The sequence below is a fragment of the Thioalkalivibrio sp. AKL8 genome (assembly GCF_000380525.1).
GTDB lineage: Bacteria > Pseudomonadota > Gammaproteobacteria > Ectothiorhodospirales > Ectothiorhodospiraceae > Thioalkalivibrio > Thioalkalivibrio versutus.
In genome coordinates this window covers 278135-300744 of record NZ_AQYF01000008.1, presented here as the reverse complement: position 1 = coordinate 300744, position 22610 = coordinate 278135, and the positions used below count along the sequence as shown (strand labels likewise).

General features: G+C 67.4%; 19 protein-coding genes. 15 read left to right on the top strand and 4 right to left on the bottom strand.

Going from position 1 to position 22610, the window contains the following annotated elements; translation table 11 throughout:
- Complete coding sequence (locus G335_RS0108740; protein ID WP_018167943.1) at positions 1–1545, top strand: BCCT family transporter; 1545 nt, start codon at positions 1–3, stop codon at positions 1543–1545.
- A 3-nt stretch (positions 1546–1548) separates the two neighbouring features.
- Here G335_RS0108740 and G335_RS0108735 read toward each other — a convergent pair whose 3' ends face one another.
- The 3 genes from G335_RS0108735 to G335_RS0108725 are packed head-to-tail and all read right to left on the bottom strand — an operon-like array spanning position 1549 to position 3403.
- Positions 1549–1899: a hypothetical protein gene (locus G335_RS0108735; RefSeq protein ID WP_018176488.1), complete on the bottom strand. Its 351-nt coding sequence runs from the start codon at positions 1897–1899 to the stop codon at positions 1549–1551.
- Between the two features lie 27 nt (positions 1900–1926).
- Positions 1927–2256: a hypothetical protein gene (locus tag G335_RS0108730; RefSeq protein WP_018176487.1), complete on the bottom strand. Its 330-nt coding sequence runs from the start codon at positions 2254–2256 to the stop codon at positions 1927–1929.
- A 28-nt stretch (positions 2257–2284) separates the two neighbouring features.
- Positions 2285–3403: a transporter substrate-binding domain-containing protein gene (locus G335_RS0108725; RefSeq protein WP_018176486.1), complete on the bottom strand. Its 1119-nt coding sequence runs from the start codon at positions 3401–3403 to the stop codon at positions 2285–2287.
- 85 nt (positions 3404–3488) lie between these two features.
- Here G335_RS0108725 and G335_RS0108720 point away from each other — a divergent pair, with 85 nt between their 5' ends.
- The 5 genes from G335_RS0108720 (at position 3489) to G335_RS0108700 (ending at position 10684) form a co-directional block, all read left to right on the top strand.
- Complete coding sequence (locus G335_RS0108720) at positions 3489–4733, top strand: methyltransferase domain-containing protein (RefSeq protein WP_018176485.1); 1245 nt, start codon at positions 3489–3491, stop codon at positions 4731–4733.
- 372 nt (positions 4734–5105) lie between these two features.
- The gene (locus G335_RS0108715; protein ID WP_018176484.1) at positions 5106–7439 is read left to right on the top strand and encodes a DNA translocase FtsK; all 2334 of its coding nucleotides are present in this window, start codon (positions 5106–5108) and stop codon (positions 7437–7439) included.
- Between the two features lie 140 nt (positions 7440–7579).
- On the top strand, positions 7580–8251 hold the full coding sequence (gene lolA, locus G335_RS0108710) for an outer membrane lipoprotein chaperone LolA (RefSeq protein WP_018167937.1): 672 nt from the start codon (positions 7580–7582) through the stop codon (positions 8249–8251).
- 294 nt (positions 8252–8545) lie between these two features.
- Complete coding sequence (locus G335_RS0108705) at positions 8546–9922, top strand: replication-associated recombination protein A (protein ID WP_018176483.1); 1377 nt, start codon at positions 8546–8548, stop codon at positions 9920–9922.
- 9 nt (positions 9923–9931) lie between these two features.
- Positions 9932–10684, top strand: coding sequence for a TVP38/TMEM64 family protein (locus tag G335_RS0108700; protein WP_018176482.1), 753 nt, complete (start codon positions 9932–9934; stop codon positions 10682–10684).
- Here G335_RS0108700 and G335_RS0108695 read toward each other — a convergent pair.
- Complete coding sequence (locus G335_RS0108695) at positions 10619–11176, bottom strand: TMEM165/GDT1 family protein (RefSeq protein WP_018176481.1); 558 nt, start codon at positions 11174–11176, stop codon at positions 10619–10621. The two genes, G335_RS0108700 and G335_RS0108695, sit on opposite strands and share 66 nt — an antisense overlap.
- 167 nt (positions 11177–11343) lie before the next feature.
- Between G335_RS0108695 and G335_RS0108690 the strand changes: the two genes are divergently transcribed.
- The 9 genes from G335_RS0108690 (at position 11344) to G335_RS0108650 (ending at position 22608) form a co-directional block, all read left to right on the top strand.
- Positions 11344–11586 carry a hypothetical protein gene (locus G335_RS0108690; RefSeq protein ID WP_018146267.1) on the top strand — a complete coding sequence of 81 codons (243 nt, stop codon included), beginning with the start codon at positions 11344–11346 and terminating at the stop codon, positions 11584–11586.
- A gap of 91 nt (positions 11587–11677) precedes the next feature.
- Complete coding sequence (locus G335_RS0108685; RefSeq protein ID WP_018146266.1) at positions 11678–12034, top strand: DsrE family protein; 357 nt, start codon at positions 11678–11680, stop codon at positions 12032–12034.
- 126 nt (positions 12035–12160) lie between these two features.
- On the top strand, positions 12161–13486 hold the full coding sequence (locus tag G335_RS0108680; protein WP_018176480.1) for a nitrate regulatory protein: 1326 nt from the start codon (positions 12161–12163) through the stop codon (positions 13484–13486).
- Between the two features lie 464 nt (positions 13487–13950).
- Entirely contained in the window at positions 13951–15255 is a 1305-nt protein-coding gene (locus G335_RS0108675; protein ID WP_018167928.1) for a CmpA/NrtA family ABC transporter substrate-binding protein, read from the top strand.
- A gap of 48 nt (positions 15256–15303) precedes the next feature.
- Entirely contained in the window at positions 15304–16242 is a 939-nt protein-coding gene (gene ntrB, locus G335_RS0108670) for a nitrate ABC transporter permease (RefSeq protein WP_018167927.1), read from the top strand.
- A 25-nt stretch (positions 16243–16267) separates the two neighbouring features.
- Positions 16268–17068: an ABC transporter ATP-binding protein gene (locus G335_RS0108665; RefSeq protein ID WP_018146262.1), complete on the top strand. Its 801-nt coding sequence runs from the start codon at positions 16268–16270 to the stop codon at positions 17066–17068.
- Complete coding sequence (gene nirB, locus G335_RS0108660; RefSeq protein WP_018176479.1) at positions 17068–19557, top strand: nitrite reductase large subunit NirB; 2490 nt, start codon at positions 17068–17070, stop codon at positions 19555–19557. Before G335_RS0108665 ends, nirB begins: the two co-directional genes overlap by 1 nt.
- Positions 19554–19916: a nitrite reductase small subunit NirD gene (gene nirD, locus G335_RS0108655; protein ID WP_018176478.1), complete on the top strand. Its 363-nt coding sequence runs from the start codon at positions 19554–19556 to the stop codon at positions 19914–19916. The genes nirB and nirD overlap by 4 nt, the downstream gene beginning before the upstream one ends.
- Position 19917: 1 nt before the next feature.
- On the top strand, positions 19918–22608 hold the full coding sequence (locus G335_RS0108650; protein WP_018176477.1) for a nitrate reductase: 2691 nt from the start codon (positions 19918–19920) through the stop codon (positions 22606–22608).
- Positions 22609–22610 lie beyond the last annotated feature (2 nt).

Below are 22610 nucleotides of genomic sequence, written 5' to 3'. Positions count from 1 at the left end.
ATGAGCCAGTATCGTCCGGAAGCCTTTTTCTCCACGGTCAATCCCACCGTGTTTACCGCCTCCGCGATCATGGTGGTGGTGTTTGTTGCCTTCGGGGTGGCCTTGCCGTCCACCGCCAGCATGGTGTTCGACGGCATCCACGGATTCATTACCGAATACCTCGGCTGGGGCTACCTGCTGGTGGTCACGTTCTTCCTCGGGTTCCTGGTCTGGCTGGGGTTCAGCCGCTACGGCGCGATCCGGCTGGGGCAGCCGGACGACCGGCCGGAATTCGGGTTTGCCGCCTGGTTCGCGATGCTGTTCTCGGCCGGCATGGGCATTGGCCTGGTGTTCTGGAGCGTGGCCGAGCCGGTCCTGCACTATCAGAACCCGCCGATCGGTGATGGCGAGACCGCTGAGGCCGCGCGCCAGGCGATGGTCTACACCTTCTTCCACTGGGGGCTGCATGCCTGGGCGGTGTACGTGGTACTGGGGCTGTCGGTGGCGTACTTCAGCTTTCGCCACCGCCTGCCGCTGACCATCCGCTCGATCTTCTACCCGCTACTGGGGGACCGCATCTACGGCCCGATCGGGCACGTGATCGACATCCTCGCGGTGTTCGGCACACTGTTCGGGCTGGCCACCTCGCTGGGTTTCGGGGCGATGCAGCTCAACACCGGGCTCAACGTGCTCGTCGACATGCCGGTCTCGCACTGGTACCAGGTCGGCATCATCACCGCGATCACGGCGGTGGCCGTGCTGTCGGTGCTCTCCGGACTGGATCGCGGGCTCAAGTGGGTCAGTGTGTTCAACCTGGTGCTGGCGATCAGCTTCATGCTGTTCGTGCTGTTCGCCGGCCCGACGCTGTTCATCCTGCGCTTCCTGCTCGACTCCACCGGCGGCTACTTCCAGCAGCTGATCGAGCTGAGCCTGCATACCGACGCGATCGGCGGCTCCGAGTGGCAGAAGGACTGGACCATGTTCTACTGGGCCTGGTGGATCGCCTGGTCGCCGTTTGTGGGCATATTCATCGCGCGCATCTCGCGCGGGCGTACCATCCGCGAGTTCATCGTCGGCGTGCTCGCGCTGCCCACACTGTTCGTGTTCGCCTGGATGGCGATCTTCGGCGGCACCGCGCTGCACATGGAGCTGTTCGACGAGGGCGCGGGCATCGCCGCTGCGGTCGCCGAGGACACCACCGTGGCCCTCTACGCGACCCTGGCCCAGCTGCCGTGGACGACCTTCGCCTCCGGGATCGCCACGCTGCTAATCGCGACCTACTTCATCACCTCTTCGGCCTCCGGTACCTTCGTGGTGGATGCGCTGATCTCGCGCGGCTCGAAGCACTCGCCCAAGCGCCAGCGCGTGATCTGGGGCATCACCGAGGGGGCGGTGGCCGCCACGCTGCTGATCGTCGGCGGTGAACGCGCGCTGGACAGCCTGCAGACCGGCTCGCTGACCGCCGGGCTTCCGGTCGCGATCATCCTGGTCTTCTGCTGCTTCAGCCTGATGCGCGCCCTGCGCCGCGAATACCGCGTCGAGGGCGTGGAGCCGCCCTGGCGCTGAAGGCTACGCGGGGCCGTCCGGGAGCGTGCGGAGCAGGTGTTCGATCTGCTCCGGCTTGATCCCGGCGATGTCCTTGATGGGCAGAGTGACGGCAAAGCCGTTGCCCAACTGGCTCAAGTCCAGTTCCGTGTCCAGCTGCTCCAGCATGCGTCGGGCCAGTCCGGTCTCCAGGACCATCAGTAACACCTTGCGGCCGGACGAGTCTTTCAGGTCCATCACCGGGTTGCGCCGCAGCTGGGCGATGCCCTGACCGTCCAGCAGAGTCAGTCCGGCGGCTCCGACACGCTGAACAATCTCGATGGCGCGATCGGCCTGACTGCGAGGGACTACGGCGACGAGCAGAACGAATTGCATGGCGAAGTCTCCGGCGTTCGGAACGTGTCAGGGCGTATGCGTCAGGTGGCCGACGAATTCCATGCCCTGCAGCGCGGCGGTATCCAGGGTAAAGGCAAGTCCGTTGTAGGGCTGAAACAAGTCCATCTCCAGGTTCAGACGGCGGGCGATGCGTTCGGCCTGCTCGGTCTCCAGTTGCCATACACAGACCGATTCGTTGCCCTGGTAGGTCACACCGAGGAAGGTCATGTGCTCGGGGAAGCCGAGGCCCGAGCCGTGCAACACCATGCCGTCCGCGCCGCCTTCTTCGTTGGCGATGGCCAGGGCCTGTTCTTCGCGGTCCTGGTCGATGATGGCCACCAGAAAGGTCTCCGCCATGAGGCGTCTCTCCCTGCTGCGGTTCGCGTCAATTACCGAGGTAGCGGCGCAGCACCCGCTGCCACTCGTCGGATTCCAGAATCTCGAGGATAGCCACGTTCATCGGGGCGCGCAGCGGCGAGCCCTGGGGCAGGGCCAGGGCATAGTCCTGGCGCAGGAACTCGACGGGTAGCACCTCCAGTTGACCGGCGAAGTGTTCGCGCACCTGGTAACGAAGCAGCGGGGCGTCATAGACCATCGCGTCGGCGTGCCCGTTGGCGACCGCGTCGAGGGCGGAGCTCAGGTCCGCGTGGTCGCGGTAGGCGAAGCCCTGGTCGTCCAGCCAGGCGGCGGCACTGGAGCCGCCGATGGTGGCGATGCGCTGGCCCTCCAGGTCGGAGACATTCTGGATGCCGGTATCCAGTGAGCTGACGGTCAAGGTGGTGGCGATTGCGGCGGTGAAGGTGGAAACCAGGATCAGGGCCGCGAACATCCAGACCAGCGCGATCGCGCGGCCGGGCAGGGTGCGCGGGGCCTTGTCGCCGTAGCCGACCGTGGTCATGGTGACGGCGGCCCACCAGAAGGCCGAGCCCAGCCCCTGTGCGGAGCTGCCGCCGAACTCGTCGGCGTTGCGGTGACGCTCGAACAGCCATAGCAGTGCGCCGACCAGCAGGAGCAGGCCGGCGAGCGCCAGTATGATCATCAGGAATGGCACCGAGATGAATGCCCGCAGGGCGCCGGCGACCGGGTTGCCCTGCTGGGGCACGGCAATGGACAGCCCGGTGCTGTAGTACGGATGGGTGAAGTCGACGCGCTCGGCGCGCTCGGCGGTCGCGGTGAGGGCCGCGACCGAGACATCGATGCGGTCGTCCCCCAGGCCTGTGATCAATTCCTCGAGGCTGACCTCCTGGTACCCGTAGTCCAGTTCCAGGCGTTCCGCTACCCGTTCCCAAAGCTCGATCGCGATACCGGTCGGGGTCGCGTCGGCCGCGTCCGGGGCGATCACGAACGGCGACACAAAGCGGGTGCCCACGCGCACGCTGGAATCGAGGTCTGCGGCGCTGGCCCCCGTCTCCTGGGCCTGGGCGGCGGGGATCGCCAGCAAGGTGGCGAGCAACCAAAGGGCCGTGGCGAGCAGTGCGGAGGGCGCGATCAGGGAACGGGGCATGCGAGCTTCCGGTGGGGGCTTGGTCGTACCATAACCGGTACGCTGTCACCGTGGCAGTCCGCGTTGCCCCGTCAGGAGAGAGCTCATGCGGGACCCGTTTGCCAACTGGATCGAGGCGCCATCCCGGTCGAACCCGGGCGACGCAGCGGATATCGGGTTCATGCTGGACTGGGCGAGTGCCGAGGCCCGTCACCGCGAATGTCTGTTTCTGCCGAGCCTGTTGCCGGAACGGGACCACTGGCCGGGTGATTTGGGCACAGCCCTGCACGCGCTGGGAGTGGGGGCGGTACACGAGGCCTCCCGGGCGACAGCCGCGGCCCTGGTCCCGCCGTCCGAGATGGATCGGGTGCGGGAGCTCCCGGGGTCGGCGTTCAATCGCGGCCTGCGCAGGCATCGCCGGGTGGAGCCCCATGCGGGTCGTTTTTATCCGAGGGCGTTCATTGCCGGCCATGCGGGCATCGAGGCCGGGGATCGCGAGCTGTTTCGGGTCGGGGCGCTGGAGGATGACCGCCGGGTGGCGGATCTGAACCATCCACTGGCGGACCATGAGCTGCGGTTGCAGGCGCGGGTCATGGCCCGCCACGCCCACGGGCGTGATGACGACCGGTCGGTGGATGTGGCCCGGCTGCTGACGGCCCGCGGGCCGGGCATGCAGGCGCGCTGGCGCGGACGGCCGACCGACTTCTGGACCGACGGTGCGCTGGAACGCGAGGATCCGGACCCCGATGCGGCGTTCTACGCCGAACCGCGCCGGGTACACCACCTGGATGCCACCGCGCGCGCCGAGATTGCCGCGCTGTATGGCGCCTGCATCCCGGCCGGTGCGCGGGTGCTCGACCTGATGAGCAGCTGGGAGTCGCACCTGGACCGGGTGGAGACGCCGGAAGCGGTGATCGGGCTGGGCATGAACGCGCAGGAGCTGGCGGACAATCCCCGCCTGGCGTCCGCTCATGTGCAGGACCTCAATGCACGGCCCGGGTTGCCCTATGCACCGGGGAGCTTCGACGCCGTGGCCTGTACCGCGTCGGTCGAGTATCTGACGCAGCCGGAGGCGGTGTTCCAGGCAGTACGCGAGGTGCTGAGGCCGGGCGGGGTGTTCGTGGTGACCTTCTCCGACCGCTGCTTCCCGACCAAGGCGATCGCGGTCTGGGAACGCCTCTACGACTTCGAGCGCATGGGGCTGGTGCTGGACCTGTTCCTGCGCGCCGGTTTCACGGATCTCGCGACCTTTTCCCTGCGCGGCCTGCCGCGGCCGGCGGATGATCCCTATGCCGGACGGCTGGAGCATGCGGACCCGGTGTTTGCGGTGTGGGGTTATCGATGGGACTGAGGGATGGGCCTTTGCCGACACGGGCGGGGGCTTCGCGGGCAGGCCCGCTCCTGTAATGGCAGGGCTCGCTGAGCCGAGGCAGCCTGCCGGAAAGCGATCGGACCGGACTCGGTTCTCAGGCTGGGCAGGTCTGGCCCCCCGAAGAACGTTTTAACCGGTAAACTGCGCGATGATCCCGGGAAACGCCGATTCATCGGCGTTTCCCGGCGGCACAAGGAGGTGCCGCCGCAATCGACCACCGCAGGGGGTTGATTGTGAAGCAAGCTGCAAACCGCGTTTGCAGTGCAGCGTGCGCTGAGAAAGCCAGGATGGCTTTATTCAGCGCTTCCTTGAAAAGTTGCCCGCGCCGCGGGCCGGACCAGTGGGGAGCGCATGGCCGCAAGCAAGGCCAAATCCGGGGGCAAGGGCAGCAAGACGGCAGAGCCGGCCGCACCGCCGAGCCTGAGTGGGCAACTCCTGCGTGGTCTGCGCGAGGGTGCACTGCTGATCTTCGGCATGCTGGCGCTGTATCTGCTGGTGGCGCTGGCGAGCTATCACCCGGGCGATGCCGCCTGGTCGACCACCGGCGACGGCGAGGGTCTGCGCAATCTGGGCGGCACCACGGGCGCCTGGTTCGCCGATATCGCTTTCCATCTGCTCGGCTATCTGGCCTACCTGATTCCGCTGGCCGTGGGCGGCATTGGCTGGTGGCTGTTCCGGCATCGCCGCGAGGCGCAGATCGCCAGCCCCATGGAGCTCACCGTGCGCGGGCTGGCGCTGATCGTGGCGTTGATCGCCGGTTCCGCGCTGGCGGCATTGCACCTGATGCCGGGCGGGATGCCGGTGCATGCCGGCGGCATCCTCGGCGATCTGTTCGGCGGCTGGGCGGTCGCCGGGCTGAGCCTGGTGGGCGGGACACTGGTCCTGCTGGCGCTGTTCCTGGCCGGGGTGACCCTGTTTACCGGGCTGTCCTGGTTTCTGCTGATGGATCGTCTCGGACAGCTGGCCGTGCGTGGCTGGGAGCGTGCCCGCGTGGCGATCGACTCGGCCCGTGACCGCCGTATCGGCGCCCGCGAACGGGCCGAACGCGAGACCCGGGTGGAGAAGGAGCGCAAGCGCACCGAGAAGCGCATGCCCTCGCGGGTGGAGCCGCGCATCGAGACGCCCCCGCCCAGCCCGCGGGTGCAGAAAGAGAAACAGGTCCCGCTGTTCACCGAGGGGACGGGCGCCGATCCACACCCGCCGCTGGCCCTGCTGGACGAGCCGCCGCCGCCGCCCGACGGATTCTCCGAGGAGTCTTTGCAGGCGCTCTCCCGCCTGGTGGAACTGAAGCTGAAGGATTTCGGTGTGGAGGTCGAGGTGGTCGCGGTGCAGCCGGGGCCGGTGATCACCCGCTTCGAATTGCAGCCGGCGGCCGGGGTGAAGGCCTCGCGTATCTCCGGGCTGTCCACCGATCTCGCGCGTTCGCTGTCGGTCATGGCCGTACGCATCGTCGAGGTGATCCCGGGCAAGTCCACGGTGGGGCTGGAGATCCCGAACGAGAACCGCGAGATCGTGGCCCTCTCGGAAATCCTGCGTTCGGATCTGTTCGACTCGAACAAGTCGCCGCTGACCATGGCGCTGGGCAAGGACATCGGCGGCGGCCCGGTGATCGCGGATCTGGCAAAGATGCCGCATCTGCTGGTCGCCGGGACGACCGGTTCCGGGAAATCGGTGGGCGTCAACGCCATGCTGCTGTCGCTGCTGTACAAGTCCACGCCGGAAGACGTCCGCCTGATCCTGATCGATCCGAAGATGCTGGAGCTGTCGGTCTACGAGGGCATCCCGCATCTGCTGTGTTCGGTCGTCACCGACATGAAGGATGCCTCCAACGCCCTGCGCTGGGCGGTGGCGGAGATGGAGCGGCGCTACAAGCTGATGTCGGCGATGGGCGTGCGCAACATTGGCGGCTTCAACAAGAAGGTGCGCGATGCCCAGGCCGGCGGCGAGCCGCTGAAGGATCCGTTGTTCAAGCCGGAGGAGGCGATCACCGAGACCGAGGCGCCGGAACTGGAGCCGTTGCCGTTCGTTGTGGTTGTGGTCGACGAATTCGCCGACATGATCATGGTGGTGGGCAAGAAGGTCGAGGAGCTGATCGCCCGCCTGGCGCAGAAGGCACGCGCCGCCGGCATCCACCTGATCCTGGCCACCCAGCGTCCGTCGGTGGACGTGATTACCGGGTTGATCAAGGCGAACATCCCCACCCGTATCGCCTTCCAGGTCTCCTCGCGCGTGGACTCGCGCACCATCCTCGATCAGATGGGTGCCGAGCACCTGCTGGGTCACGGCGACATGCTCTACCTGCCACCGGGCAAGGCGATGCCCGAGCGCGTGCACGGTGCGTTCGTCAGCGACAACGAGGTGCATCAGGTGGTCGAGTACCTCAAGTCCACCGGCGAGCCGGACTACAACGACGCAATCCTCGACGAGCCGGAGGCCGGTGCGGCCAGCATCCCGGGGCTGGAGTCGCCCGAGGGGAACGGCAACGAATCGGACCCGCTGTACGATCAGGCCGTGCAGGTGGTCATCGAGTCACGCAAGGCCTCGATCTCGTTCGTCCAGCGCCGGCTGAAGATCGGCTACAACCGCGCCGCGCGCATGGTCGAAGACATGGAGGCCGCCGGCCTGGTCAGCCAGGTACAGTCGAACGGCAATCGCGAGGTCCTGGTTCCCGGCCCGAACGACTGAGCGCCCCGAACCCGAGGGCGTGGTTGGTGTCCATGTCCCTGATCGCGTGACGCGGTTCGTCATCCCTGTGCAGCACATTCACGCCGGGTTAAGCCTCGCGGCGCATCATGAATCGCATACTCATCCATCCTGGAGACTGCATGAACGCTCGTCCCCTTACGTGTCCGGGCGCCCTCTGGCGGGCCCTGTCCCTTGGCCTGGTACTGGCCTTGACCGCCGTTCCGGCCCTGGCCGCCGACCGCGGTATGGAGGATGCCCGCGCGGCGCTGGATCGCTTTGTCGATGGCCTGGAAAGCTTCTCCGCCGAATTTACCCAGACCGTGCGCGACGACACCGGCTACGTGCTGCAGGAGTCCGATGGCCGCATGCAGCTGGGGCTGCCCAATCGCCTGCACTGGGAGGTGACCGAGCCGTTCCCGCAGACCATCGTCTCCGATGGCGAGGACCTGTGGATGTACGACCCGGACCTGTCGCAGGCCACGGTGCGCCCGCTGGGGGATGCCTTCGACGCCACGCCGATCGCCGCGATCACCCAGCCGGAGCGTCTGGACGAGCACTTCCGCATGTCGCTGCGCCCGGTGCCGGGCGGCGATGCCCTGCGGCTGGTGCTGGTGCCGCGCAACGAACAGGCCGACTTCACCAGTCTGGACCTGGACCTGACCGCGGATGGCGACCTGACCCGCATGGCCTTCCGCGACATCTTCGGCCAGGAGACCGTGATCCTCTTCCACGAAACCGAACGCAATGGCGAACTCGACCCGGGCGTGTTCACCTTCGACCCGCCGGCCGGGACCGACATCTATCGGCCTTGAGCGAGGTCCGCTCGCGGGTTATCTGCCACAAAGCGCACAGAGGCCACGGAGAAAACAAAGGCTTTCAGGGAGCGTAGGATGCGTTGAGCAAAGCGAAACGCATCGGTCGGAAGGCGGCGATATTCCGGGTGATCGATGTTGATGCCTTTCGCTTTGCTCAACGCATCCTGCACATGGGCTGTGATACCCCCTTGGGTTGTCTCCGTGCCCTCCGTGGTTCAATAGTCCTTCTTCGTACCTTCGCGCACTTCGTGGTGAACAAGGCTCTTCGGCCCGAGGGGTTACAATCCCTGCATGAGTGATTCCCCCGAAGGCGATCTGTTCGGCCCCGATCCGGACGTGGCCTCGCCCGAACCCGAACCGGCCCCGGTAGCCCTGGATCCCTCGGCGCCGCTGGCCGAGCGCATGCGTCCGGCGCGTCTCGACGAGATGGTCGGCCAGGACCACCTGGTCGGCGCCGATGCCGCGCTGCGCCAGGCGATCGAGCAGGGCCAGACCCCGTCGATGATCCTCTGGGGCCCGCCCGGCTGCGGCAAGACGACGCTCGCGCGGCTGGTGGCGGCGGCCGGAGCCCAGCGCCTGGTCACGCTGTCCGCCGTGCTGGCCGGGGTCAAGGACGTCCGTGCGGTCGTCGAAGCCGCGAAAACCCGCCGCCGCAATGGTGTCGGGACGCTGCTGTTCATCGACGAAATCCACCGCTTCAACAAGGGGCAGCAGGATGCGCTGCTGCCGCACATTGAGGACGGTACGCTGACCTTCGTCGGCGCGACCACCGAGAATCCTTCGTTCGCACTCAACAGCGCGCTGCTGTCGCGCGCGCGGGTCTACCGCATGGAGGCGGTCGGGGCGGAGGCCATCGAGGCCCTGATCGACCGGGCCCTCAATGACCCCGAGCGCGGTCTGGGCGGGCGCGGCCTGACGCTGGACCCGGAGGAGCGTCAGCGTCTTGCGCGCGCCGCCGATGGCGATGCCCGGCGTGCCCTGAACTGGCTGGAGACCGCCTCGGACCTGGCGCGCGATGGCGCCATCACCGGCGACGCGCTGCGTGCGGTAATGGGGGCGCAGTCACTGGCCTTCGACCGTCAGGGCGATGCCTTCTACGACCAGATATCCGCCCTGCACAAGTCAGTGCGTGGGTCCGATCCGAACGCCGCGGTGTACTGGCTCACCCGCATGCTGGATGCGGGCTGTGACCCGGACTACCTCGGTCGCCGCCTGCTGCGCATGGCCTACGAGGACATTGGCCTGGCCGCGGTTGGCCTCGGTGCGCGGGTGCTGGCGGCCTGGCAGACCATGGAACGTCTGGGCCGGCCGGAAGGCGATCTGGCGCTGGTACAGGCAGTGATCGAACTGGCCTCCGCACCCAAGAGCAACAGCGCCTATGCCGCGCTGAACGGCGCGCGGGCCGCGATCCGTGACAGCGGCAGCGCGGGCGTGCCCCTGCACCTGCGCAATGCCCCGACCGAGCTGATGCGTGCCGAGGGCTTCGGTGCCGGGTATCGCTACGACCACGACGAACCGGACGGGTTTGCGCGCGGACAGGTCTATCTGCCCGAAGGGCTGGAAGAAGCGCGCTTCTATAGTCCGCGCCGGGATGGTACCGAGCGCGCGCTGGCGGAGCGTCTGGATCGCCTGCGTGGCAACGGCCAAGGCCCCGGTAATGAGGGCTGACGGGGTGACATGAGGATTCGACACCACAAGCGCTGGCTGACGGTCGCGGCGATCCTGTTCGGGATCTCGCTGGCGTGGATCCTGTTGACCACCGAGTGGCCCAGCCTCGGCGTTCCGCTGGGCGAGCTGGAGGTCTGGCTGCTTAGCTGGGGCCCTGGGGCCTACCTGGTATTCGTGCTGGCGTTTGTCGTGCTGGCCCTGTTCCCGCTGCCCAGCACCTTCTGGATCCTGCTGGGCGGGGCCTTGTTCGGTCCCTTCACCGGTGGCGCCCTTAGTCTGCTGGCGGCCACCGTGGCGGCGGTCATCGCCTTCATGCTGGCCCGTACCTGGCTGCAGCCCTGGCTGGTCCCGCGCATGGGGCCGCGCAGTACCCGGCTGCGCGAGGATGTAGAGGCCGAGGGCTGGCGCGTGGTGGCCCTGACCCGGCTGGTGCCGGTGTTTCCGTTTGCGCCCACCAACTATGCCCTGGGACTGGTGCGCCTGCCGCTGCCCGTGTTTGCACTGACGACGGTGGTGGCGCTGATCCCGGGCCTGTTCGCCTATGCCTGGCTGGGGCATGCCACCCGCGAGGTGGCCAGTGGTGCCGACAGCGGGGTGCAACTGGGTCTGGCGCTGCTCGCGGTGCTGGCATTGCTGCTGTTGCTGCCGCGCCTGGTGCGGCGCATCTGGCTGGGACAGAAGATGCTGCGCTCGGAGTCAGACCCAGGCGAGCAGGACTCCGAGGCCCAGGGCGAAGAACAGCAGAGCCGCGAGCGCGCGTAGCAGCCGCAGCGGCAGGTGACAGGCGAAACGCTGGCCCAGCCATACGACCGGGGCATTGGCCACGACCATGCCGATGGTGGAGCCGATCACCACGAGCACCAGGCTGTCGAAGGTCGCGGCCAGCGCGGCGGTAGCCACCTGCGTCTTGTCGCCCATCTCGACCAGGAAGAACAGCACCGTGGTGGTCCAGAACACGCCGTGTTTCGAGGGGGCGGGCAGCTCGTCCTCGCTATCCGGCACCAGCACCCAGGCGGCCATGACGATGAACCCGAGCCCCAGCCCCCAGCGCAGCCACTCGTCCGGCACGCTGGCGCCGATCCAGACGCCGGCCAGCGCGGCGAGGAAGTGATTGGCCAGGGTCGCCACCACGATGCCCCAGATGATGGGCCAGGTCTGCTGGTAGCGGCAGATCAGGAGCAGCGCGAGGAGTTGGGTCTTGTCGCCCATCTCGGCGATGGCGACGATGACGGTGGAGACGAGCAGGGCTTCCATGATGGTCTTCCGGACCGGGCGGCTACTGCGGACCGCGGTGGTGAGGCCAGGGGGTTCCCGGGCCTGCCGCGTCGCGCCCCCCTGAAGCAGGCAAAAGTGTAGAAGGCGGCCCCGTTACCGGCAAGAACGGGCTGCGCCGTGCGCGGGCCTTGGGTAGGATGCGCGCGATGAAAGCCTTCGTACGCTGGGTCGATCGCGCACCGCTGTGGCTGTTTGCCCTGCTGGTGGCCACGCTGGGCCTGGCCCCCTGGATCCCCGAGCCGCATGTCGCGGAGAAGCTGCGCTGGCTGTTGGCCGGCGAGCTGAACCGGTTGTGGGACATCCTCGACCTGGTCATGCACGCCATCCCCTGGCTGCTGATGGCCTTCAAGCTCTACCGGACCAGCGTTACGGCGAGGGGCAGGCCCTGATCCGAGTGTTTCTCCGCGGCTTGTGGGAAATCGACGCCGGGCGTGCCTGCCGCTACGGTTGCAGCACGTTTCAAGCACTCAGGAGAACCCCATGCGCTTTATTGTTGCTGTCACCGCCGGTACCGACGACCCCACCCGTGCGACGCTCGGCATGATCGCCGCCAACGTGGCCAAGCAGCAGGGCCATGACGTGACCGTCTGGCTGCAGGGCGAGGCCGTGAACATCGCCAACCGCAATGTCTACGACAAGATCGTCGGCCACAACATGCCGGCAATGAAGGACATCGTCGATTCACTGGTCAGTGAAGGCGTCCCGTTCTGGGCCTGCGAGGCCTGCGCCAAGGGCCGCGACGTCGGCGAACACAACTTCCTGCCGAACGCCGAGATGGCCGGCATGGGCCAGTACGTGCAGGCCGTCGCCGAGTTCGACCGCTCGATGAGCTTCTGATCGTTCATCGTTGCTCGCGGGCGGGGGTGTGATCCCCCGCTCGTTCTGATCTCCCGCCCCTGCCAGTGCCCCGAACTGGCACATCGCGTGCTTGTTTGTTCCGCGAGGCATCCGCGGATCATGAGCATGAGTCAGAATCTCCCCCAGAATACCCCGTCCCCGAGCGTTTCGTATGAAGAGGCTATTGGCGATTTCCTGGTCGCCTCGCGCAAATGCGAGGTAGTGAGCCTGGAGCGCCTGCTGGAGGCCGTGCAACTGGTCGGGCGCATCCGTGCCCTGGTGCATCAACTGCAGCGTGAACGCGGCGCTTCCAGCCTCTGGATCGGCTCGGCTGGCCAGCGTTATGCCGAGGAGCTGGGGCAGTATCGAACCGAATCCGACACCACGGCGGCGGCCTTTCGCGAACACCTTGATGGCTGGTTACAGCCGGGGGCCTGTGCCCATGCACGCGGCCGGTTGCTGGGACGCATGGCACTGGCCTTGCACGGACTGTCCGGGCTGCCCAGCCTGCGCGAGGAGGTCAACGAGCGCACGCTTTCGCCAATGGAGGCGATGCGCGGCTTCAGCGAACTGATCCGTTCGCTTCTGGGCGTGGTATTCGAGGCTGCGGACTCGGCTACCGACCCGGAGGTCTCCGGTGCGTTGGTCGCTCTTTTGAACTTCATGCAGGGCAAGGAGCTTGCGGGTCAGGAACGCGCGATCGGTGCTGCGGGCTTTGGCCAGGGCGTGTTTGACGGCGAGCTGCGCCAGGCCCTGTTACACCGTATCGATGCCCAGGAACGTTCGTTTCGCATCTTCTCGGAGTTTGCCCCGGAATCGGCCTGCGGCGCCTGGCGTCAATTACAGGGCGCGAGCTTCGCCGCCGAGGTCGAGCGCCTGCGCCGTCAGGCCTGCACCCAGACCGATGGCCAGCCGGCCCCGGCCCGGGCCGAGGCGTGGTTTGCCTGCACGACTGCGCGTATCGACGCGATGAAGGAGATCGAGGATCGGCTGGAGATGCACCTGAACGAGTGCTGCTCCGCGCGCATCGTGGCGGATCGCGCGGACCTGGGTGCGGTGCGTGACCGTATCGCGCAATTGGCCGAGTCGGAGTTGCGCGACAGCGTGCCGTATGCGGTGTTTTTCGGTGCGCCCGAGGGGCTGGATTCCGACGGCGTGGGCGGCGATAACCCGCTCAATGTGCCGATCGTCGGACATTCGGTGATGGACCTGGTGCAACGCCAGGCCAGTCGTCTGCAGTCGGTGGAGGACGAGCTGCAGGCGGCGCGCCAGGCCTTGGCCGAGCGCAAGACGATTGAGCGAGCCAAGGCACTGCTAATCCAGCATCGCGGCCTGACGGAGGACCAGGCCTACAAGCTCCTGCGCCAGACTGCGATGAACCAGAACCGGCGTCTGGCCGAGGTGGCCGAGGCGACCGTCGCCATGTCTGACCTGCTGGGGAAGGGCCTGTAGGAGCCGCCTTGGCGGCGAAGCCCCTGCCAAAGTCCGGCGCGGGCAGGGGCTTCGCCGCCAAGGCGGCTCCTACGGCGGGTTAGGTCGCCCTCTGGCAGCGCACTATTGCAGGTCAACTGCACCGCAAGTGCGCCCCAGGCTGGTGCCTCAGGGATTGTCTTCCGGACTTCGGGCTTCCCGCAAGCGTTCGACCCGGTGTTCGAAACCATCCGATTTTTCCGCGCCACGTGGCGATTGTTTCCCGCAGGGTCGCCTAGCAACGGCTAATTGGCACACCTCCTGCAGGAGGATGGGCAAGACGAGCCAACGGCGGTTCGTCGCCTGACAACAGGGAGACCCGATGACCGGGGCTCCCGTGAGACTGGACAAAGGCGTCCATCACCCGGCTGCACAAGCGGCCGGGCTGATGCGACGCCTTTTTTCGTTTTTGGGATGTGTTTGCTGACAAGGGGAGTGAACCCGTAATGACCGATCAAACGAACGACACGAAGAACACCTCCGGCCTGTCGCGCCGGCGTTTCCTGGGCGGCATGGCCGCCGGAATCGGCGCCACGGCAATGGGCCTTTCGGGCGCGGCGCCCTGGGGCTATGCGAAGGCCGGCAATGGCAAGCCGGAGACCACCGAGGCGAAGCTCGGCTTCATCGCTCTGACGGATGCCGCACCGCTGTTCATTGCGTTGGAGAAGGGCTTTTTCGCCGCTCACGGCATGCCCGATGTGCAGGTGCTGAAGCAGTCCTCCTGGGGCACGGTGCGCGACAACCTGGATCTGGGGTCGCAACGCGGCGGAATCGATGGCTCGCACATCCTCACGCCAATGCCCTACCTGATCCATCGCCGGGGCACGCCGATGACGATCCTCGCGCGACTGAACCTGGCCGGGCAGTGCATCTCGGTCGGGGACGAGTACGCGGACCTGAAGGTCGGCACCGACACCACGGAGTTCAAGGGCGCCCTGGCCGAGAAGGCCGCCGGCGGTGACGACATTCGTGCGGCGATGACCTTCCCGGGCGGGACCCATGATCTGTGGATCCGCTACTGGATGGCCGCCGGCGGGATCGATCCGGACCGCGACATCGCCACCATCGTGGTCCCGCCGGCGCAGATGGTTGCCAACATGCGCGTCGGGTCCATGGACACCTTTTGTGTCTGCGAGCCGTGGAACATGCAGCTGATCAATCAGGGCATCGGCTACACCGCCAACACCACCGGCGAACTGTGGCACAACCACCCGGAGAAGGCGCTGGGCATGCGTGCCGACTGGGTGGAGGCTCATCCGAACGCGGCGCGCGCCCTGACCATGGCGGTGATGGAGGCGCAGATGTACTGCGAGGACCCGGTGAACAAGGAGGAGGTCGCCGAGATCTGCTCGCGCCGGCGCTACATCCACGCCCCGTACGGCGACATCATCGACCGCATGCAGGGGAACTTCGACTACGGCACCGGACGCGTGGTCGAGGATCACCCCGACCAGATGCGCTACTGGAAGGACCAGGCCTCCTACCCGTTCAAGAGCCACGACTTGTGGTTCCTCACCGAGGACATCCGCTGGGGCTATCTGCCGCCGGACCTGGACATGCCGGCGCTGGTGGACGAGGTGAACCGCGAGGACATCTGGCGCGAGGCCGCCGAGGCGCTCGGCATCGACGGCGCCGACATCCCCGAGTCCACCTCGCGCGGCAAGGAAACGTTCTTCGACGGCAAGGTCTTCGACCCGGAGAACCCGCAGGCCTATCTCGACAGCCTGGACATCAAGGCGCTCGCGTCCTGACGCGTTGCCCGACTGACCCCCGAACAAACGATTCAAGAGGATTTCGCGATGAGTGCCATTCTCGACCGCACCCTGACCTTTGGCTCCGGGCGCGAACGCCCGGCGGCCGACGCGTCGCCCACCCGGCCCGTGGCCCGGAAGGCCACCACCATTGCGGCCAGGCCCCAGCCGCGCCCCGGGGCAGATCCCGGGGCCTGGGCCCGGCGCCTGCGCAATACTGCCGCGGTCGTGGTGCCGCCGGTGGTCGTCACGGCGCTTTTTTTGCTTATCTGGGAGATGATGGCGTCCTCCCCGGGAGCCGTGTTGCCCGCCCCGAGCCAGGTGATTACCGACACCTGGGAACTGATCGTCAATCCCTTCTATGACTACGGCGGTAACGACGTCGGCATGGCCTGGCAGTTGCTGGCCAGCCTGGAGCGCGTGGCCTACGGCTATGCGCTGGCGGTAGTCGCCGGTATCGGCCTGGGCGTGCTGGTGGGCCAGTCCACCTGGGCGATGCGCGGACTCGACCCGCTGTTCCAGGTCCTGCGTACCGTGCCGCCTCTGGCCTGGCTGCCGATCTCGCTGGCCGCGTTCCAGGCCAGCAATCCGTCGGCGATCTTCGTGATCTTCATCACCGCGATCTGGCCGATCATCATCAACACCTCCGTCGGTATCCGGAATATCTCGCAGGACTACGTGAACGTGGCCCGCGTGCTGCGCCTGAACGGCTTCGAGTACTTCACCAAGATCATGCTCCCGGCCGCCGCGCCGTATGTCTTTTCCGGTTTGCGCATCGGGATCGGTCTCGCCTGGCTGGCGATCGTGGCCGCCGAGATGCTGATCGGTGGTGTTGGCATCGGCTTCTTTATCTGGGATGCCTGGAACGCCTCCATGCTCAGCGACATCGTGCTCGCGCTCGTCTACGTCGGCCTGGTCGGGTTCTTCCTCGACCGTCTGGTTGCCATCGTCGGCAACTGGGTTACCCGTGGCACGCAGGCCGGCTGAGCCGGCCCCTTACAGGAGAAACATCATGACCAGCTATCTCTCCATCGAACATGTCCACAAGACCTTTGGTGAAGGGCCTTCGGCTACCGAGGTGCTGCGCGACGTCGACCTGCACGTGGACCGCGGCGAGTTCATCTCCATCATCGGCCACTCCGGCTGCGGCAAGTCGACGGTGCTCAACATCGTCGCCGGGTTGCTGGAGACCAGCACCGGCGCGGTGATCCTGGACGGGCGTGAAGTGAGCAAGCCGGGACCGGATCGCAGCGTGGTGTTCCAGAACCACTCGCTGCTGCCCTGGCTGACGGTGCGCGACAACGTCGCCCTGGCGGTGGACAAGACCTTCAAGGGCACCAAGTCGGCGGCCGAGCGTCGCGAGTGGATCCTGCAGACGCTGGAGATGGTCGGCATGGGCCACGCACTCGACAAGCGCCCGGACGAAATCTCCGGAGGCATGAAGCAGCGTGTCGGCATCGCCCGGGCACTGGCGATGGAGCCGAAGGTACTGCTGATGGACGAGCCGTTCGGTGCGCTGGACGCGCTGACCCGGGCGCACCTGCAGGATGAGGTGATGCGCATCCAGTCGGATCTGGGCAACACCGTGCTGATGGTCACCCACGACGTGGACGAGGCCGTGCTGCTGTCCGACCGCATCGTGATGATGACCAACGGCCCGGCCGCGACCATCGGCGAGATCCTGGAGATTGACCTGCCCAAGCCGCGCGAGCGTCTGGCGATGGCCGACAACCCGCAGTACAACCACTACCGGGCCGAGGTCCTGCGCTTCCTCCACGAGCGTCACAAGAACCCGGAAGCGGAGGCTGCGTAATGAACACGTCAAACGACAAACCGCGGCTGGTCCTGATCGGCAATGGCATGGCCGGGATGCGCACGGTCGAGGAGCTGCTGAAACTCAAGCCTGACATGTACGACATCACCGTGTTCGGCGCCGAGCCCTGGGGCAACTACAACCGCATCATGCTCTCGCCGGTGCTGGCCTCGGAGAAGACCGTCGACGAGATCATGCTGAACGACGATGCCTGGTATGCCGAGCGCGGGATCACCCTGCACAAGGGCAAGCGCATCGAGCGGATCGACCGCGTCGGTCGTCGGGTGATCGCCGAGGACGGCACCGAGGCGCCGTATGACCGGCTGCTGCTGGCGACCGGCTCGGATCCGGTGATGATCCCGATTCCGGGTGCCGATCTCGACGGCGTGGTGGGCTTTCGCGACATCCACGATGTCGACGCGATGCTGGCCTCCAGCCGTGAGCATCGGCGAGCGGTGGTCATCGGCGGTGGCCTGCTGGGGCTGGAGGCCGCGAACGGCCTGATGCGCCAGGGCATGGACGTGACCGTGGTGCATCTGATGGATCACCTGATGGAGCGCCAGCTGGACCCTGCGGCGTCCGGCATGCTGCGCGCCTCGCTGGAGGAGCGCGGCATGGACTTTCGCATGGCGCACCAGACCCAGGCGATCCTCGGGGACGAGCGGGTCACCGGCGTGCGCTTTGCCGATGGCAGTGAGGTCGACACCGATCTGGTGGTGATGGCGGTCGGCATCCGCCCGAATACCGCGCTGGCCGAGTCCGCCGGGCTGCACTGTGAGCGCGGCGTGGTAGTGAACGACACGATGCAGACGTATGACCCGGCGATCTACGCGGTTGGGGAGTGCGTGCAGCATCGCGGCACGACCTACGGCCTGGTCGCGCCGCTGTGGGAACAGGCCAAGGTCTGCGCCAATCACCTCGCGGAGTACGGTATCGGGCGCTACGAGGGCTCGATGACCTCGACCAAGCTCAAGGTGACCGGGATCGACCTGTTCTCCGCCGGCGACTTCGCCGGTGACGAGACCACCGAGGATCTGGTGTTCCAGGACGCCGCGCGCGGCGTCTACAAGCGCCTGGTGCTGAAGGACAATCGCATCCAGGGCGCGGTGCTCTACGGCGACACCCTGGATGGCTCCTGGTACTTCCAGTTGATGCGCGACGGCACGCCGGTCGCCGATATCCGCGAGAACCTGCTGTTCGGCCAGGCGCATATCGGCGACTCCGGCCACGGCGACGAGGCCTCGCGCGTGGCGGCGATGCCGGACAACGCCGAGATCTGCGGCTGCAACGGTGTGTGCAAGGGGGATATCGTCCAGGCGATCAGCGAGCACAAGCTGTTCACGCTGGAGGACGTTCGCGCCCACACCAAGGCCTCGAACTCCTGCGGTTCCTGCACCGGACTGGTCGAGTCGCTGCTGGCGACCACGCTGGGCGGTGACTACTCCGACGCCCCGGCGAAAAAGCCTGTCTGCGCCTGCACCGACCACAGTCACGACGAAGTCCGCGCGGCGATCGCCCGCGACGGCCTGAAGACGATGGACGCGGTATTCGCGGCGCTCGACTGGAAGACCCCGAACGGCTGTCACGTCTGCCGCCCGGCGCTCAACTACTACCTGCTGGCGGCCTGGCCGAAGGAGTACCAGGACGACGCGCAGTCGCGCTTCATCAACGAGCGCGCCCACGGCAACATCCAGAAGGACGGGACCTACTCGGTGATCCCGCGCATCTGGGGCGGGGTGACCACGCCGGCCGAGCTGCGCGCGATCGCCGAGGTGGCCGAGCGCTACGAGGTGCCCACGGTCAAGTTCACCGGTGGTCAGCGCATCGACCTGCTGGGCGTGGAAAAGAGCGATCTGCCAGCCATGTGGCGCGATCTCGGCCAGGCCGGGTTCGTCTCCGGCCATGCCTACGGCAAGGCCCTGCGTACGGTGAAGACCTGTGTTGGCTCCGAGTGGTGCCGTTTCGGCACCCAGGACTCCACCGGTCTCGGCATCCAGCTGGAACGGATGAGCTGGGGATCGTGGACGCCGCACAAGTTCAAGATGGCCGTCTCCGGCTGCCCGCGTAACTGCGCCGAGGCGACGATCAAGGACCTTGGCGTGGTCTGCGTGGACTCCGGCTACGAGCTGCACGTCGGCGGTAACGGCGGGGTGAAGGTTCGCGCGACCGACTTCCTCTGCAAGGTGGAGACCGAGGCCGAGGTGCTCGAATACGCCGGGGCCTTCATGCAGCTCTACCGCGAAAGCGCCCGCTACCTGGAGCGCACCGCGCCCTGGATCGAACGTGTCGGGCTGACGCAGGTGAAGGACCGCCTGGTGGACGACGCCGAGAACCGTGCCGCGCTGTACGCCCGCTTCTTTCAGTCGCAGGAGGTGGCGCAGGTGGACCCCTGGGCCGAGCGGGCCGCCGGCCATGCGGCGCACGAGTTCATTCCCATCCGGCCGGTGGATGGCCCGCCGAAGGGCCCGCGCCCGGAGGTGTCGGCATGAGCTGGATCGCGATCTGCCATCTCGCCGAGATCCCGCCGCTGGGCGCGCGGGTCGTCGCCGGCCCGCAGGGTGACATCGCCGTTTTCCGCACCGCGGACGACCGCGTCTTCGCCCTGCGCGACCAGTGTCCGCACAAGGGCGGGCCACTGTCGCAGGGCATCGTCCACGGCGAACGGGTGACCTGTCCGCTGCACAACTGGGTGATCGACCTGCAGTCCGGCGCGGCCACCGGCGCGGACTCCGGTTGCACCCGTGCCTTCCCGATCCGCGTGACCGAAGGGCAGGTCTGGCTGGACCTGTCTGCCTCCGCCACCGATTCGGATGCGGCGCCGGTGGTTGACTGCCGCGAGGTGGGCTGAGATGGCCCCATCCGACGCCGTGACCCGCACCACCTGCCCTTATTGCGGGGTGGGCTGCGGCGTGGAGGTGACCCCGACATCGGAAGGCGAGTTTCCGGTCGCGGTGCGCGGCGACACCTCCCATCCGGCGAATGGCGGGCGCCTGTGTTCCAAGGGGGCGGCGCTGGCCGAGACCCTGGGGGACGTGGGGCGGCTGTTGCACCCGGAGATCCAGGGCGCGCGCGTCGACTGGGACACGGCGCTGGATCATGTCGCGGGCGGCTTTCGCGAGGTGATCGACCGCCACGGGCCGGATGCCGTGGCGTTGTATGTCTCGGGGCAGATCCTGACCGAGGACTACTATGTGGCCAACAAGCTGATGAAGGGCTTCATTGGCTCGGGCAACATCGACACCAACTCGCGGCTTTGCATGTCCACGGCCGTGGCCGCGCATACCCGCGCCTTCGGTGCCGATGGCGTGCCCGGGAGCTACACCGACTTCGAGCAGGCCGACCTAGTCGTGGTGACCGGTTCCAACATGGCGTGGGCGCATCCGGTGCTGTTCCAGCGCCTACAGGCCGCCCGCGCGGCGCGCCCGGAGATGAAGCTGGTGGTGATCGATCCGCGGCGCACGGCCACTGCCCAGGCGGCCGATCTGCACCTGCCGCTGGCGCCGGGCACGGATGCCTGGCTGTTCAACGGCCTGCTGGATCACCTGCGCCGCGAGGATGCGCTGGACCCGGCATTCCTGGAACGCCATGTCGATGGCTTCGCCGACGCCCTGGCGGCGGCGCGCGCCTCCAGCCCGTCGATTGCCGTGACCGCTGAGGCCTGCGAACTGGACCCCGAGGCGGTGGCCACCTTCTTCCGCTGGTTTGCTCGAACGGAGCGGACGGTTACCGCGTTCTGTCAGGGCATCAACCAGTCCGACAGCGGTGTGGACAAGGCCGGGACGATCCTCAACGTGCACCTGGCCACCGGCCGCATCGGCCGCCCGGGCATGGGCCCGTTTTCGCTGACCGGTCAGCCCAATGCGATGGGTGGGCGCGAGGTTGGCGGACTGGCCAGCCAGTTGGCCGCGCACATGGGCTTCGACGAAGTGTCCCTGGATCGCGTAAGCCGCTTCTGGAATGCACCGAATCTCGCCCGCAAGCCGGGGCTCAAGGCGTTGGATCTGTTCCGCGCGGTCGAGTCGGGGCAGGTGAAGGCGATCTGGATCATCGGCACCAACCCCTTGTTCAGCCTGCCCGAAGCCGAACGCTTCGAGCGGGCCCTGCGCGACTGCCCGCTGGTCGTGGTCTCCGACTGCGTGCGCGAGACCGAGACGACCCGCGTGGCCGACGTGCTGTTGCCGGCGACCACCTGGGGCGAGAAGGACGGCACGGTGACCAATTCCGAGCGGCGCATCTCGCGCCAGCGCCCGTTCCGGGAACCCCCGGGCGAGGCGCGTCACGACTGGTGGGCGCTGGCCGAGGTCGCCCGCCGCCTGGGCTTTGCCGAGGCCTTCCCCTATACGCAGCCGGTGGAGATTTTCCGCGAGCATGCGGCCCTGTCCGCGTTCGAAAACGACAGCACGCGGGACTTCGATATCGGCGCGCTGGCCGCGACCGACGCGGCCGCCTTTGAGGCCCTCGAACCGGTGCAGTGGCCGCTGCCCGCCGGAGCCGAGGCGGGAACGCCGCAGCTCTACGCCGATGGCCGCTTCTTTACGGCCAACGGTCGTGCGCGGCTCGCCGCCGTGACCCCGCAATCGCCGACCGACACGATCGATGCCGAATACCCTTTGCGCCTGAACACCGGCCGCATCCGTGACCAGTGGCACAGCATGACCCGCACTGCGAGTACCCCGCGCCTGAGCGCGCATCAGTCGGAGCCGTTCGTCGAGATCCATCCGGTAGATGCCGGGCTGTTTCGTGTGCAGGCGGGTGATCTGGCCGCGGTGACCAGCCGTCACGGGCACCTGCTGGCGCGGGTGCAGGTGAGCCGCGAGCAACGCCCCGGCAGCGTGTTCGTGCCGATGCACTGGAGCCGGCCGATCGCGCGGCTGGCGCGGGTGGATGCCCTGGTGCCCGCGCATGTCGATCCGGTCTCCGGGCAGCCGTCGTTCAAGCACACGGCCGTCTCGGTGCGCCCGGCGGCGATGGGCTGGCACGGCTTCGTGCTGAGCCGCGAGCCAGTGAGCCTACCGGAGGCCGACTACGCGGTGACCGCGCGCGGCCCGCGGCATCTGCGCTTCGAACTGGCCGGGCGCGGCGCGCCACCCGAGATCCCCGACTGGCGGGCACGGCTGGACGGTCCCGGCGAGTGGCTGGAGTTCGCCGACCCGGCGGGTGGTCGCTACCGCGCCGCGCGTATTCACGTGGGCCGGCTTGCCTGCGTGCTGTTCGCGGGTCCCGACCGCGGCCTGCCCGAGCGCGAATGGCTGGGCGGTCTGTTCGCGGCCGAGTCGATCACCGATGACGAACGCATGGCCCTGCTCACGGGGTGTCCGCCGAACGGCCAGGCCGCACGCGGGCGCATGGTCTGCGCCTGCTTCGGCGTGGACGAGACGCGCATCCGCACGGCGATTCGCGAGCAGGGGCTGGCGAGCTGCGAGGCCGTGGGTGCCTGCCTCGAGGCCGGCACCAACTGCGGCTCCTGCCGCCCCGAGATCCAGACCCTGTTGAATGAAGAATCCGAGGCGCCCACGGATCCCGTGGCGCGGGAGGGATGAGC